At 39.0% G+C, this 15,690-nt stretch carries 12 protein-coding genes and 2 tRNA genes; 4 read left to right on the forward strand and 10 right to left on the reverse strand.

From position 1 onward, the window contains the following. Nucleotides 1-45: 45 nt before the first annotated feature. The 7 genes from RDV53_RS02110 to mutY all read right to left on the reverse strand — a co-directional run bounded on the left by RDV53_RS02110 (nt 46) and on the right by mutY (nt 5,831). A complete protein-coding gene (locus tag RDV53_RS02110; protein WP_005696841.1) occupies nt 46-1,416 on the reverse strand; it encodes an L-serine ammonia-lyase in 1,371 nt (456 codons plus the stop codon). A 35-nt stretch (nt 1,417-1,451) separates the two neighbouring features. Then, on the reverse strand, nt 1,452-2,690 hold the full coding sequence (locus RDV53_RS02115; protein WP_005696842.1) for an HAAAP family serine/threonine permease: 1,239 nt from the start codon (nt 2,688-2,690) through the stop codon (nt 1,452-1,454). A 286-nt stretch (nt 2,691-2,976) separates the two neighbouring features. Beyond that, nucleotides 2,977-3,052, reverse strand: a tRNA-Asn gene (locus tag RDV53_RS02120). Between the two features lie 2 nt (nt 3,053-3,054). After that, nucleotides 3,055-3,130 (reverse strand) — tRNA-Phe (locus tag RDV53_RS02125). Nucleotides 3,131-3,358: 228 nt separating this feature from the next. After that, entirely contained in the window at nt 3,359-4,438 is a 1,080-nt protein-coding gene (mltC, locus tag RDV53_RS02130; RefSeq protein WP_005696844.1) for a membrane-bound lytic murein transglycosylase MltC, read from the reverse strand. A 9-nt stretch (nt 4,439-4,447) separates the two neighbouring features. After that, nucleotides 4,448-4,720 (reverse strand): oxidative damage protection protein, encoded by a 273-nt coding sequence (locus RDV53_RS02135; protein WP_005696845.1) that lies wholly within the window; start codon nt 4,718-4,720, stop codon nt 4,448-4,450. After that, nucleotides 4,713-5,831, reverse strand: a complete 1,119-nt coding sequence (mutY, locus tag RDV53_RS02140) for an A/G-specific adenine glycosylase (protein ID WP_005696846.1) — start codon at nt 5,829-5,831, stop codon at nt 4,713-4,715. Before mutY ends, RDV53_RS02135 begins: the two co-directional genes overlap by 8 nt. 193 nt (nt 5,832-6,024) lie before the next feature. Between mutY and rpmE the strand changes: the two genes are divergently transcribed. After that, nucleotides 6,025-6,237 (forward strand): 50S ribosomal protein L31, encoded by a 213-nt coding sequence (rpmE, locus tag RDV53_RS02145; protein WP_005696847.1) that lies wholly within the window; start codon nt 6,025-6,027, stop codon nt 6,235-6,237. A 139-nt stretch (nt 6,238-6,376) separates the two neighbouring features. Here the strand turns inward: rpmE and RDV53_RS02150 are convergent, their stop codons facing one another. Together RDV53_RS02150 and RDV53_RS02155 are read right to left on the reverse strand one after the other, a co-directional pair. Further along, nucleotides 6,377-8,482, reverse strand: coding sequence for a TonB-dependent receptor domain-containing protein (locus tag RDV53_RS02150; protein WP_005696848.1), 2,106 nt, complete (start codon nt 8,480-8,482; stop codon nt 6,377-6,379). A gap of 147 nt (nt 8,483-8,629) precedes the next feature. Continuing rightward, nucleotides 8,630-10,879 (reverse strand): FepA family TonB-dependent siderophore receptor, encoded by a 2,250-nt coding sequence (locus RDV53_RS02155; RefSeq protein WP_032822611.1) that lies wholly within the window; start codon nt 10,877-10,879, stop codon nt 8,630-8,632. 243 nt (nt 10,880-11,122) lie between these two features. Between RDV53_RS02155 and RDV53_RS02160 the strand changes: the two genes are divergently transcribed. The 3 genes from RDV53_RS02160 (at nt 11,123) to RDV53_RS02170 (ending at nt 14,210) form a co-directional block, all read left to right on the forward strand. Beyond that, nucleotides 11,123-11,830 (forward strand): 7-cyano-7-deazaguanine/7-aminomethyl-7-deazaguanine transporter, encoded by a 708-nt coding sequence (locus RDV53_RS02160; protein WP_005696851.1) that lies wholly within the window; start codon nt 11,123-11,125, stop codon nt 11,828-11,830. A 14-nt stretch (nt 11,831-11,844) separates the two neighbouring features. Then, nucleotides 11,845-13,161, forward strand: a complete 1,317-nt coding sequence (locus tag RDV53_RS02165; RefSeq protein WP_005696852.1) for an MFS transporter — start codon at nt 11,845-11,847, stop codon at nt 13,159-13,161. A 221-nt stretch (nt 13,162-13,382) separates the two neighbouring features. After that, complete coding sequence (locus RDV53_RS02170) at nt 13,383-14,210, forward strand: class II glutamine amidotransferase (protein WP_005696854.1); 828 nt, start codon at nt 13,383-13,385, stop codon at nt 14,208-14,210. A gap of 67 nt (nt 14,211-14,277) precedes the next feature. Here the strand turns inward: RDV53_RS02170 and gorA are convergent, their stop codons facing one another. After that, a complete protein-coding gene (gene gorA / locus RDV53_RS02175) occupies nt 14,278-15,648 on the reverse strand; it encodes a glutathione-disulfide reductase (protein WP_005696855.1) in 1,371 nt (456 codons plus the stop codon). Between the last annotated feature and the right edge of the window lie 42 nt (nt 15,649-15,690).

The following is a 15,690-nucleotide window of genomic DNA, read 5'->3' on the forward strand; positions in this document are numbered from 1 at the left end:
AAAAGAGCGGTCAAAAATGACCGCTCTTTTATTATCAATTAGCTATTAAGAACACACTACTTTCACCGCTAAGCCACCTTTCGATGTTTCTCGATATTTGGCATTCATGTCTTTACCTGTTTCATACATGGTTTCGATCACTTTATCCAAGGTTACGCGAGGATTAGTGGTTCGGCGTAATGCCATACGGCTAGCGTTAATCGCTTTTACTGAAGCAATGGCATTACGTTCAATACAAGGTACTTGTACTTGACCACCAACCGGATCGCAAGTTAAGCCAAGATTATGTTCCATCGCAATTTCAGCTGCGATACACACCTGTACTGGTGTACCACCTAAGATCTCAGTTAAACCTGCGGCAGCCATTGAACATGCCACACCCACTTCACCTTGGCAGCCGACTTCAGCCCCCGAAATAGATGCATTCATCTTATAAAGGGAACCAATCATACCGGCAGCCAATAAGTAACGTTCTATGACTTCTGGCGTTAAAGGTGCAACAAATTTTTCATAATAAGAAAGTACCGCCGGCACGATACCACACGCACCATTAGTTGGCGCGGTTACGACGCGACCACCTGCCGCATTCTCTTCATTCACTGCAAGGGCAAACATATTCACCCAGTCGATCACATACATTGGGTCATGGGCTAAACGGCCGCTATTCGCCTCCAAGAGACGATAAAGTGATGGCGCACGACGAGCCACTTTTAAAGGCCCTGGTAACACACCTTCTGTTTTAATACCATGTTCAATACAATCTTTCATGGTTTTCCAAACATTCTGTAAATGTGCTTCAACCTCTTTTTTATCACGCAATGCTAATTCATTTTTCATCATCACTGTTGAGAGCATTAAGCCACTCTCCTGACAATGTTTCAAAATATCTTCAGCATGTTGATAAGGATAAGGCACAGTCGCCGGATTTTTTTCCTCTTGACCAAAATGTGCCTCATCCACGATAAAACCACCACCAATAGAGTAATAGGTTTGACGGTAAAGCACATTACGTTCAGCATCTAATGCAGTAATGGTCATACCGTTTTCATGTAATGATAAAAAGGAATTATGGAATACCATATTGGCATCCCAATCGAAATTAACCGTTTTTTTGCCCTGTACAATCGACAGTTTTTTGGTTTGTTTAACCTGTTCGATAAAGGTTGGGATTAAATCAATATCCACATCATGCGGTAGATAACCGGCCAATCCCATAATGATCGCAATATCTGTATTATGACCAAGCCCCGTCATTGAGAGAGAGCCATACACATCAACGTGCAAAGTTGCTGCATCATTAAATTTACCTTGCTCGATTAAATCGTCAATAAACTGTTTGCCTGCTTTCATCGGACCGACAGTATGGGAGCTGGATGGCCCAACCCCCACTTTAAACATATCAAATACACTAATCATATTATTTTAAATCCTAAGCTAAACTAAAAAGCCGCTTATAATAATCCATATACGACCGCGGAGATAGCAATTAATCCCATAACTGTAACAAATACATTGCTAAAGCGACCTTGATAGCGTTTCATTGCTGGAACATTGCGGATCGCATACATAGGCATAATGAAAAGGATCATCGCAATGATTGGGCCGCCAAGGGATTCAATCAAACCTAAAATACTTGGGTTAATAATCGCTACGCCCCATAAAGTCAGTAAGAAGAAAACTGCAGTACCGTAATTTAATTTTTTACGATTCACACTTTCACCTTTCATTTTGAGGTATAAACCTTCTAAACCTTCACGCGCCCCTAAATAATGACCAAAGAATGAGCTTGTAATCGCGAAGAAAGCCACTAATGGTGCGAAATAAGAAATGTATGGGTTATCAAATTTGTTCGCAAGATAAGACAAAATACTAATATTTTGCGCTTTTGCTTCTAATAACTCTGCTGGTGTTAAGGTTAATACACAGCTAAACACAAAGAACATCACGAAGAAAAGTAATACGGTTGAAGTGCCTTTTTCTGTACGACCGATGTGATATTCCGTTGTATTAAAATCTTTATATTCACGTTGTTGAGAAAGCGTGAAAGAGGAAATTGCCGGAGAATGGTTAAAAGAGAAAACCAATACTGGGATGGTTAACCATAATGTCGTGATAAAGCCGCCAGCAGTCGGGAGCTCATAAAGCATTGAAGCATTCCATTGCGGAATGAGATAAATTGATAACGCAAAGAGAATCAACACCAATGGATACACTAGTAATTCAGTGATTTTCAACATCACTTTTTCACTGAACAACATGACTGAAATTAATATCGCAATTAATACAAAAGAAAGAATCACACGGTTTGGTGAAGTCATGCCTAATTGGTTGACGATAAAAGAATCAACCGTATTGGTGATCCCGTTTCCATAAATCAACAAAATTGGGAAGATCGCAAAGAAATATAATAAGGTAATTAATTTCCCAGCGGTCGGGCCGAAATGTTCTTCTACTACTTCGGTAATATCACTGCCGGGTTTAGAAGAAGACAACACGAAATAAGCCAAGCCACGATGCGCAAAATATGTCATCGGTCCAACTAAAACCGCCATCACAATCAAAGGCCAAAAGCCGCCCATCCCTGCATTGATTGGTAAAAATAATACCCCTGCGCCCACCGCAGTTCCAAATAAGTTTAATACCCAAGCTGTATCAAATTTATTCCATTTTTTATTAGTTGTAGTGCTCATAAATCACCCTCTAAAGTTAAAATTATAAAATCGTTTATTTAATGACTATTCATTCATTAAATTAATGGTGGCATTATGATAACGTTAGGGGGTGATCGCAAAGTGCAAAATAATAAAGTGTGATCTTACTAACAATTTTATGTAACTTTTTTACATAAATATTTATCTAGATCAAAAAAGTGCGGTGAGAAATTTGAGCAAATTTTAAAGAGAGGAAAAAAACAGAATAATGCTGAATTCTAAAAAGCAAAAAGCCACTAAATTGCTTTAGCGGCTTCTTAGAATTTGGCTCCTCCTGCGGGACTCGAACCTGCGACATATGGATTAACAGTCCACCGTTCTACCGACTGAACTAAGGAGGAAATGGTGCCTCGAGGCGGAATCGAACCACCGACACGGGGATTTTCAATCCCCTGCTCTACCGACTGAGCTATCGAGGCGTTATCGTTATTGGCTACTGCCTGACAACGGAGCGTATTAAACTATTTTTTCGGGTATCGGTCAACAATTAAATTCAAAAAAAGTAAAAAAGTTGGTGTGTTTGAGTGGTTAATAACCAAAACGACTATAAAAAGAACGTATTTTATAAAACTCAATCAAAAATAACCGCACTTTCTCAAAAAATAATGCCCGAAAATTCTTTCGGGCATTATATTTCATCACTGAAATTATCGTCTTACACGGAATTTCTTCTGTGCTGCATCCACTTTCAACAAGTAGTTTCTTGCTTGTGATGATGGATGTGCGGTCGTTAAAATACGATATACTTGTTCAGGATACATCTGATTGATCTTATAGATCGCCTCATCTTTATCCTCATCGAACACGCGTAATACGGCACCTGCACCACTGTTGTAGGCAGAAATCATTGCAAAACGTTTAGAGGTAGGGTTTGTAATACCATCTAAATATTGATTTTGCAGAATCCATAAGTAAGAGACACCCGCATCAATGTTATTTGCAGGATCATAAAGGTAACGTGCAGATGGTTGTCCACCTTTACCTTTCATCGCAAACACATCGCGACCTGCTGTGCTTGGTACCACTTGCATTAAGCCGATTGCATTCGCATAACTGATCGCATACGGGTTGAAACTAGATTCTGTTTGCATAATACCTAAAATCAAGCTTTCATCAATGCCATAGCGTTCTGCAGCTTTACGGACTAATGGAATATATTTTTGTGCACGCACTTCAACGTGGTTTGCAATCATGGAGATCACCACAAATTGCACGGTGTTACCATTTTGTAAGCGGCGAGTTTGTAATTTATTTTGGATTAAATAAGTCGCAAAGTTACTTGCAATCACTTGGTTAGCAATTTGCTGACCATTATTATCAACGACCTGTCCTAATAAGAAAGGACGCGTACTGATCGGTACATCGCCAGACGCAAATAAGTCGATCCCTTTTGCATCGGAGCCCATCAATAAAGTATGGACAATCGCATTGTGTAAGCGATTAAGATCTTGTTGGGTTTCAACAATAATTGTACCTTCATCAAAACTTACGTGGCTACGCGTATAGAAAGAGTCCGTGTATTTCACGTAATCTTTACGGCTTGCCACTAAAAGCTCATTTACCCCCCAAATACGATCGATATTATGGGAGAATTGACCTGTTAAAATATCTAAACCTTGCGTGTCTTTCGAAAACACTTCGTCATAATTAATGCCACGTCGATGGGTTGGCGAGTCACTACAAGCATATAAAAGCGGAAGTAGCGCCAATAATAAATACTTTTTCATAATCTTTTGTTATTTAGATGGGGGAACGTAACCTTCAATATGCACATCTTTGCCCTCAAATAAGAAATTCACCATTTCTTCTTCTAATAATTTACGATGTTCGGCATTCATCATATTGAGTTTTTTCTCGTTCACTAACATGGTTTGCTTTTTGATCCATTCACCCCATGCTTGTTTACTAATTGAATTAAAAATACGTTTACCTAATTCACCGGGATACAGTTGAAAATCCAACCCTTCTGCATCTTTTTTCAAATATTCGCAAAAAACGGTTCTAGCCATAATAATTCCTTACAAATTGCGTTAATAAATTTTTCACAGGCTGAGCTAACCCGATCTGTTCAGGTGACGTTGGATCATACCAATATTTGACCGCACTTAATAGACCAGATTGAGATTCTTTTCCTTTTTCTGACAATTTTTTCCAATCTGAACGATCGCTCTCTTCAGATTTTCGATCAACTTCAACATAAATGGGATGAATGTCTAAGTGAAAATGGCTAAACGTATGACGGAAAGTTACCCATTCTTGATACTCGGTAATCCCTTGCTCTTTCAGATAATTCAATAATGTTTGTTTATCATCAAACTGAGGAAAACAATACAGTCCGCCCCATAAGCCTTTGCTTTCGCGCTGTTCCAGCCAAACTTTTCCTTGATGAGATAAAATCAAAAAATAGCTTTGTTTTTCCGGCAACGATTTTTTGGGTTTCTTTCCTGGAAATGCCATCCACTTTTCGAGTTTATTGGCTAAACAATCATTACTTAGAGGACAAAGATCACATTTAGGTTTCGTTCGAGTACAAATAGCCGAACCAATATCCATCATCGCTTGATTAAATTCCGCCACTTTCGTGGTTGGTGTAACCTGTTCACTCAATTGCCATAATTGATTTTCGACTTTCTTCTCACCAGACCAACCGTCAACAGCAAAATAACGAGAAAGGACGCGTTTCACATTGCCGTCTAAAATCGGATAAGGTTGATTTTGCACAGAAGATAGTATTGCGCCAGCCGTCGATCGTCCCACGCCTGTTAATGCCCAAACTTGCTCAAATTGGGTAGGAAATTCGCCTTGATATTTATCTCTGATGGTTTGAGCGGCTTTATGTAAATTTCTCGCACGTGCGTAATAACCTAGCCCCGTCCACAAATGTAACACTTCATCTTGCGAAGCATTGGCAAGTGCGGTCACATTAGGAAAAGTTTTGATAAAGCGCTCAAAATAAGGGATAACCGTAGTAACTTGAGTTTGTTGTAACATCACTTCGGAAAGCCAAACTCCATAAAGGGTTTTATTTTGTTGCCAAGGTAAATTTTTGCGCCCAAACTTTTCATACCATTGTAGAACTGAATGGGCAAAAGGGGCATCAACAGAGGATTGGGCTAACATAACTTTCCTAAAGTGCGGTCAAAAATAAGCAAAAATTTTGCGATGATTCTATCACTAAAGCACACCACTTGATCAATTTGATTTTTTCAGTATAATTCGCAGTCTATTTGGTGCCGGATTGTCGGCGATTATTAACTCACGCGGTGTAAGTGGAAAGCATTTATAGCGGCGTGGCTTCAATTTGAGGTTTTCTATGAAACAAGGTATTCATCCAGAATATAAAGAGATTACTGCAACTTGTTCTTGCGGTAACGTGATCAAAACGCGTTCAACTTTAGGCAAAGACATCAACCTTGATGTGTGCGGTAGCTGCCACCCATTCTACACTGGTAAACAACGTGTTGTTGATACTGGTGGTCGTGTTGAACGTTTTAACAGCCGTTTCAAAATCCCAGGTACAAAATAATTTGAATCTGTGTGAAGAACCCTGCCTATGCAGGGTTTTTTATTATCTGAAATTCACCATTTTTCAAATTCAATCAATAAAAAAGTGCGGTCAAAATCGACCGCACTTTTAATTCCCTGTTAAGCAATTAGAGATTTATTTAAAAGGTATAATTAACATTTAAACGAATGTCTCGACCTGGTTCAGGTAATGTTGACACACCTGCACGTTGGCTGTGGCTTCGATAATATTTGTTAAAGGCATTATCTAGCGCAAGGTTCACATTAATATTTTCAGCTGGTTTCCATGTAATATAGAAATCACTTACCCCATAGCCTGGACGTTTAGTGGTTGTTGCACCACCGCCACGGTTATTCGTTGTAGCATCGTAACTGGTATGTTGTACAAAACGACCTTTCCAGCCAATTTCAATATCAGGTTGAGTAAAACGATAAGACATACCTGTAGTCCAAGTACGTCCAATTGGAATAGCAGTCACGGTGCTATCTACTGTTCTACCATCTAACTCAGGTTTACTATAAGCCACGCCTGCACGTAATGTTAAACCTTCATATTTATAAGCTGCACCGACTTCATACCCATGATTTCTTAGTTTACCTGCATTTTGAATTTCATAAAAACCCGGGCGTATTTGTGTAAATGCATGTGTATCTTTTACAGTTTGCCAGAAATAACTACCGTTTAAAGAGAAATTATCAGCAAGTTTGTAATTGAAACCCACTTCTGCATTGCGTGATTTCTCCGGTTTGATATTCGATGCAATTGAATAAACGGCTGTTTGACCTCTCGTTTCACCTGAAGATAACATCACTTCATGGAAACGAGGACTACGTGTTGCATAGTTTAAGCTCGCATTAAAGCTTAGATCATTATTCACTTCATAAATTAAACCGACGCTCGGATTTACGCTTCCCTTATGCGATTTTTTGCCATTCATTGCTCGGAAATCAAAGTGATCATAACGTAATCCAGTTGTTAAGGTAAAAGCACCTAAGCCCCAAATACCTTCTGCATAAACACCGACATCACGTTTCTTTTGGTTTTTCATTTGAACACCGTTTTGTACGGTTAACGAATTAGGTTTACCCTCTTGATCACGATAATTAACACCGTATTTAATAAGATGAGACTGTCCCACTGCGCTTTCTAAATTTAAATTTGCCCCATTAGCAATTAAACGTGTTTTTGAATTCTCACTTGGCTCTTTACGATTAATCACAGAATGATACACATTGGCTTTAGCATTCGTCACAAAGCCCATATTCTTACCATTCCATTCTAAGTTTGTCGTATCATTTTGTGTAATACGATAACGAGGGGCGTTATTACTACTATTTATAATTTTGTTACCATTACGATCTAAAACATACCAAGTATTCCCTTCTTGGCTTAAAGTATAGCCATTTGCTCGCTGTTCCTTTGTAAGGGTTGGTGGATTACCATTTCTGGCGCTAGCGGTTAACCAATCTTGCGAAAAGTCAAATTCTTCTCGAAGTGCGCGAACACCATAATGGCGCTCTTGACGATGACTTAATTCAAGACGCTGTTCTTCTGTAATATCAACACCAACTTTGGCGAGTAAACCACGTTGATGCAATGCACTGTTCTGAACTTTTTTACTACCCTCTAAATTGCTAAAATTATGACCACCCTTGTAGTCATTTTCGTTAACCCAATTTCCAGAAATTAACGCATCTAGCGGACCAGCCTTAGAATAAACAGTCGCACCTTTAGACCAACCACTATTTGAACTTACACCTGCATTAACTTTGAAACCGATATCTTGTCCTTCTTTGAGCAAATCTTTTGCGCTAACTGTTTCTGCAACAATTGCACCGCTTGTAGCTCCAATTCCAGCACTTGCTGAACCTGTCCCTTTTTGCACGTCAACACGTTTTAATAAGGACGGATCAAACATAAAACGACCTTGGTGATGGAATAATTGTGCATCGGTATAAGCACCATCAATTTTCACATCAACTTGATCTTGTCCCATACCACGAATTGTAAACCATTGTGATGTACCACGACCGCCACCAAAATTAATTGCTGGTTCATCTTTTAATAAACCTTTTAATTCAGTCTCAGTGCTACGCTCCATTGTTTTTGTTGTAATCACATTAGTCTTACTTTTTGCCCCGCTGTTCTCGGAAACAACATTAATCACATCTAATTTTTCTTCAGCCTGGACATGACCTGCAACAAATACGGCAAGTGGCAATAAGGCAAAATTTGCTCTCTTCATTATATATACCTTCCATAGATTTAAAACGATAATAATTATTATTTATTTTTGAGTATTAAGTCAAGATTTCTTTGCGTTTCTGTTGTCTAAATTAGTTACTCATAAAAAAGCCCTGTATAAACAGGGCTTGAATCATCTATATCTTACTTAGAAAGTATATTTTACTGTTACGTAATAAGCACGACCAGGTTCGTTATAAGTATGAGCATTGTAATTTGTACTGCTTGATGAACGATAAATGCGTTTATCAAATAAGTTACTTACACCGACACGAATACTGATTGTGTCTTTCCAATTGTAACCTGCGCTTAATCCCCAAACTGCATAGCTACCAATATCTTCTGAGCCAGCAAGCTGATTAACGTATTTATTGTTACCATTTTCCATACGATTTTCCGGATTTTTACGGGATTTTTGTTTACCGTATTGCGTATAAGTTAACATTGCATCCAAGCTATCTGTAATTTGATAACTTAAGCTTGAATTCAAGGTATATTTTGGCACGATAGAAAGCGGGTTACCTGTATCTTTATTTTTGGTTTTATGCATATAAGTGAAGTTATTCACCCAGTTTAATTTATCTTGGATTAATGGTAATGTCAGATTACCTTCAAAACCTTCAATCACTGCGCGGTTTGCATTACCCCATTTATACAAATAGTTACCTAGGTTAGTTAAACCAATAAATTCACCATCAGACACGATTTTGTTACGATAGTCATTACGGAAGTAAGCTACAGAAGCTAGAAGTCCGTCTTTATCATATTCAATTCCGATTTCTTTATTCCAACTGGTTTCTGGTTTAATGTCGCTATTACCTTGGAAATAACAGGTTTTATTATTCGGTACATTCGTTGGACAGCCTTGACCTAAAGTAAACAACAAGTAATTCGGGTTAGTTTGATAAAGATTCGGTGCTTTATAAGCTCTTGCAATCCCACCTTTAATTTTCCAATCATCGTTGAGACTTTGTAAGAAGTTTAATCCACCACTTACATTAGAACCTGAATAGGTGTTGTAATCATAACGTAAAGATGGCGTTAGGATGGTAGATTGGGTTGCTGAAATATTATCTTCAACAAATACTGCCCATTCAGTTTGACTGCTATGACCACCTCGTACATTTGAAATACCACTTGGTAAACGTTCTTTCAAATCATAAACTACTTTATTGCCAACACGTCTTCCGCCGAGTAACTGTGTCATAGAAGAAGCATCATCTAAACTGCTGTGTACGCCTTCAAAACCAACTGTCAGCATATGCTCTACACCCAAGGTAAATGGGATATAGAATTCAGAACTAAAGCGCGTATTTTTAAGAATAGAATCGCTAAAGGCTGATGTACTCGAATAACTGCCTTCTGGGCCACCTGCTAAATATTCTGGTAAACGGCTGTTTTTAGTTTTATCAAAAGTAATATAGGTTTTATTGTCGAAATGATCGAATTTACCTTCATAGGTTAAAGCATAGTTCTGACGATATAAACGAGCGGTTTCAGCTTTGCTTCCTGCCAAGGTTTTGGTTTCAGGATAGTTTTTATTATTATAAAGCCCTGCTGAGCTATTTTGTGTATCACCGTTATAAATATTACCTTGACGGCTGAAACCAGAATCCAAGGTTAATTTATTTTTCTCATTGATATTCCACACTAAACGGCCATTAATATCTTTATTACGTACGCCTTCACGACCAGCAATCGCAGGATCGCCATTAATACCGACTTCATCCGCTTGTGTTTTGTTCCAGTTACCATATAAACGGAATTGCAATACATCTTTAATTAACGCACCACTTAGATTAAAACCGACACGGTTCGTTGCACCTTCATCGCTGTCTTCTGGTTGATTGGTGTAATAGCTTAAGCTACCGTGCAAATCATTGGTAACAGGTTTAGTGATAATATTAACCACCCCACCCATTGCACCTGAGCCATAGCGTGCCGCTGAAGGACCACGCAATACTTCAATTTTTTCAATCGCTTCAACTGGCACCCAGTTACTGTCGCCACGAGAGTTACGTTCACCACGCACACCATAACGTTCTGCATTACGAGAGGTGACTGGTTTACCATCCACTAAAATCAATGTATTTTCTGGTCCCATACCACGAATATCAATTTGACGTTTATTTCCGCGTTGTCCTGTAGATGAGTTACCCGTCAAATTCACACCTGGCATGGTACGTAATACTTCAGAAACATCATTTGTCGCTGGGCGTTTTTCTAAATCTTTTGCTGTCACAAGAGAAGAACCAAGTGATTGTTTTACCTGATTTTCTGCTGTAACTTTAATTTCATCTAGTTTCTCTTCGCCATAAGAATAGCTTGAAAAAAGCGCGATGGTTAATGTGCTTAATGCGAAGAATGATGTTGTTTTTAAATGATTGCCTTTATACATTGAATGCTCTCCTGGCATATGTGAAATAAATAATACCCGAGAATTCTAGTACAATATAATTTGAGTGTAAACAACAATTCTTATCATTATTATTCAAATTAAATGAACAAAATACCTAAATTTTGACCGCACTTTCTTGCAATCCCAATAAATTCGAGTATTATTCACGGTTCGCCAATTTGGCGGATTTATTTCTCATGTCGGGTTCCCTACCCCCGATTAACCAACTAAAAAGGTCTTAAAATGAAAATTAATACTCCGATCTTCAATGATCAACAAAAACGTTTTGCTTTAATTTTATTAAGCTTATTTCACATCTTCATCATCACAGCCAGTAACTATTTCGTTCAAATCCCATTTGAAATCAATTTAAAATTGACCGCACTTGGTTTTGCTGATGATTTTTCCTTCCACAGCACATGGGGCACGCTCACCTTCCCATTCATTTTCTTAGCCACTGATTTAACAGTACGTGTATTTGGGGCAAAAGAAGCCCGTTGGATCATTTTTATTGTGATGCTCCCCGCACTTATCGTGAGTTACATTGTTTCTGTTGTTTTTTCTGATGGACAATATCAAGGTTTAAGTGCATTAAGTGAATTCAATATGTTTGTTTTTCGTATTGCGTTCGCCAGTTTCTGTGCTTATGTTTTCGGACAATTATTAGATGTGTTAGTATTCAACCGCTTACGTCAATTAAAAACTTGGTGGATAGCACCAAGCAGTTCCATGACATTTGGTTCTCTTGCCGATACCTTTATGTTCTTTGGCGTAGCATTTTATAAAAGTAGCGATCCATTTATGGCCGAACATTGGTTTAGCCTTGGATTCGTCGATTACTTATTTAAATTATTTGTCGGTATTGTCTTGTTTGTACCTGCTTATGGTGTGGTACTGAGCATGATCTTACGTAAACTTCAATCACTCGCAGACTCTCGTCAGTTTGCTTAACTTAAGGAAATAAAATGACCGAAACACTTTCTCTTAGAGCCAAAATAGAACAAAGCCCAATGGGGGCTTATCAATGGATGATTGTGGTGATGGCTGCCATTATGAATTTACTTGACGGCTTCGATGTATTAGCCCTTGCCTTCACGGCAACAGCCATTCGTGGCGAATTTGGTCTCACTGGGATTGAGTTAGGTTATTTATTAAGTGCCGGCTTATTTGGTATGACCGCAGGCTCACTTTTCCTTGCACCACTTGCAGATAAAATTGGTCGTCGCCCATTGTTATTAATGGCAGTATCACTCTCTGCTATCGGTATGTTAGGCTCTGCGTTTATTTCACAATATCAGTGGCTCGGTTTCTGGCGCGTTATCACCGGTCTTGGTGTTGGCGGTATTTTAGTGGGTACAAACGTGATCACCAGCGAATACTCTTCTCGCAAATGGCGTAGCTTTGCAATCAGTGTCTATGCTGCTGGTTTTGGTATCGGTGCGGTATTAGGTGGGATGTTCGCTGTGATGCTGCAAGGTGAATATGGCTGGCGTTCCGTGTTTTTAGCGGGTGCTATCTTGACCGGTTTACTTTTAGTGGTTTTATTTATTTGGTTACCGGAATCCATTGATTTCCTCACCTCCAAACAACCTAAAAATGCAGAAGTGCGGTTAAATTTAATTGCAAAAAAAATTAGTTTAGCCGGTGATTGGAAACTTCCAGAAAAAGCGGAAAAAGTTAAAACTAAATTGCCTATTAGCCAATTATTCAGCGAGAAATACTTACATTCTACCCTGTTAATTTGGACGGCTTTCTTTGCGATCATGTTCAGCTTCTATTTTATTAGCTCATGGACACCAGCCTTATTAAAAGAAGCGGGCATGACGACAGAGCAAAGTGTGAGTGTAGGGATGATGATTTCATTAGGTGGCACCTGCGGCGCCTTAATCTATGGCTTACTGGCTAGCCGTTGGACAGCTCGTGGCGTGTTAATTTTATTCACCGTCTTATCTTCCGCAGCGATCATCACCTTTATCTTATCCTCATCTGTTTTATGGATTGCAATGGTATTCGGTATTTTAGTTGGAGCACTTATGAATGGCTGTATCAGCGGTCTTTATACCTTAAACCCACTTGCTTATGATGCCGATATTCGTAGCACCGGTGTAGGCTGGTCGATTGGTATCGGTCGTATTGGTGCAATTCTTGCTCCAACGATTGCCGGCCAATTATTAGATATGGGCTGGGACAAACAGAGTTTATATGTGGGCGTGGGCTTTGTGATGTTAATCTCAACAGTCGCACTCTTTTTGTTAAAAAGCCGCTCAGAAATTAAAGCATAATTTTAAAAAATATAACAAAAGGCGTAATAAACACGCCTTTTTTATTGAATTGATAAAGTACTCATCCCTAGCCTTCAAATCAGAAAGATTCTCAGGTTATTTTATGTAACATTTTCTTCTAAAAATCCTTTGTTATCCATCTTGAATTTCAACGCATTATGGTGTTAAATCTGCACACATTATAAGGTTATAAAAAATATAAAAATAAGCTGTAGGAATTTATGTGCCAATTACTCGGAATGAACTGCAATACGCCGACGGATATTGTCTTTTCTTTTGAAGGTTTCCGTCGTCGTGCTGGTCTTACCGACTGCCATTCAGATGGCTTCGGTATCGCTTTTTTTGAAGGTCGTGGTGTGCGTATTTTTCGCGATAACCACGCTGCATCTCAATCCCCGATTGCAGATTGTGTAAAACAATACAACATTAAATCGCTCAATGTGATTGCCCACATTCGCAAGGCAACACAAGGCGGTGTCACCATTGAAAATACCCATCCCTTTATTCGTGAAATTTGGGGACAAAATTGGGTGTTTGCTCACAACGGTAATTTAAAAGAATTACCGGATATGTCTGAGAGTTTCTGCCAACCCATTGGTTCAACGGATTCAGAAGCGGCATTTTGTTATATGGCGGAATATTTGAAAAATCGTTTCCGTCGTAAACCGTCTGAAATAGAAATTTTTGAAGCCATTCAAGACATTACCAAAGAGCTCTCACAAAAAGGGACCTTTAACTTCATTCTTTCAAACGGAGAATGGATGATTGCCCACTGCTCAACCAATTTGCATTACTTAACACGTAAAGCTCCTTTTGGTAAAGCTCACCGCATTGATGATGATGGTGTCATTGATTTTAATGATTATGCAAAAGATGGCGACAAAGTCACCATCATTACGACGTTCCCTCTCACCAAAGATGAGCCTTGGGTCAAAATGGAACATGGTGGTTTCGTCTTCTTCAAAGAAGGGGATAAAATTGCTGAGGTAGTAGGCGTGGCAAAAGAAATGGAAGATGACGGTACATTAGGCAATCGTGCAGCAGCCTGATAACAAATCAAAATAAAAAGTGCGGTCAAAAACATCAGAGATTTTGACCGCACTTTTTTATCTACAATTAACGCATTGTGACAAATTCTTCTGAACCTGTTGGGTGAATCGCCACTGTATTATCAAAGTCTGCTTTGGTTGCACCCATTTTGATTGCCACAGCAAAACCTTGAATCATTTCATCCACACCAAAACCAATGCCGTGTAAGCCCACGATTTTCTCTTCTTTGCCAACGCACACTAATTTCATCCGGCAAGGCTGGCGATGTTCAGTGACAGCGGTATACATTGCCGTGAAAGAGGACTTATACACTTTCACATTTTCTTCACCATATTGCTCAATCGCTTGTGGTTCAGTTAAACCGACTGTACCAATTGGCGGATGGCTAAACACGACAGTTGGCACAAGATTGTAATCTAAATGCTCATTCGGTTTGTTATTGAATAAACGCTCGGATAAACGACGACCTGCCGCCACGGCAACTGGTGTTAATTCAATACCACCTTCGATAATATCACCCACAGCATAAATGCCAGGTACGTTTGTATTTTGATATTTATCGACAATAATTTGTCCGCGTGAATTGGTTTTCACACCGGTTACTTCAAGATTAATCACATCCGTTGCTGGTTCACGACCGATTGCCCAAATTAACGTATCCACTGTGGTTTTACGGCCATCTTGTAATTTCAAGGTAAGTGAACCATCCGTATTTTTCACTACTTCTTCAGGCAACGCTTTGGTGTGCAGTTGGATACCATCTTGTGCTAACACTTCAACTAAAGTCTCGACAATCAATGGATCTTGATTACGCAATGGGGCATGTTGGCGTACAAACAAATGTGTTTCGCTGCCTAAGCTATTTAAAACACCCGCTAATTCAACAGCAATATACCCTGCGCCTACTACTGCGACACGTTTTGGTAACTCATTTAAAGCAAACACACCATTTGAATCAATCCCGTATTCTGCGCCTTTTACCGCTGGAATACTTGGACGACCACCCGTAGCAATTAAGATATGATCTGCAGTCACTAATTCTGTTGAACCATCTGCATAGCTCACTTCAATCGTTTTCGTATCTTTAAAACGTGCAAAACCATTAAGCACATCCACATTATTTTTCGCTAATACATTATTGTAAGAGGTATGAATACGACCGATGTAAGCTTGACGACTTTCGACTAATTTCGCGTAATCAAACTTTTTCACTTCTACATCAAAACCATAAGCCGGCGCATAACTATTAATCGCTTCTGCAATTTGAGCACCATAAAACATCACTTTTTTCGGTACACAACCCACATTTACACAAGTACCACCGAGATGTTTTGCTTCAATAATCGCACATTTTTTGCCGTAGCTTGCCGCACGGTTAATTGAGGCTATCCCGCCGGAACCACCACCGATAGCAATATAATCATAATGTTTAGTCATTGTAATGATCCTTTTTTACTTACTAGAATTTTCTCCTATTTT

Source organism: Haemophilus parainfluenzae ATCC 33392 (assembly GCF_031191205.1).
GTDB lineage: Bacteria > Pseudomonadota > Gammaproteobacteria > Enterobacterales > Pasteurellaceae > Haemophilus_D > Haemophilus_D parainfluenzae.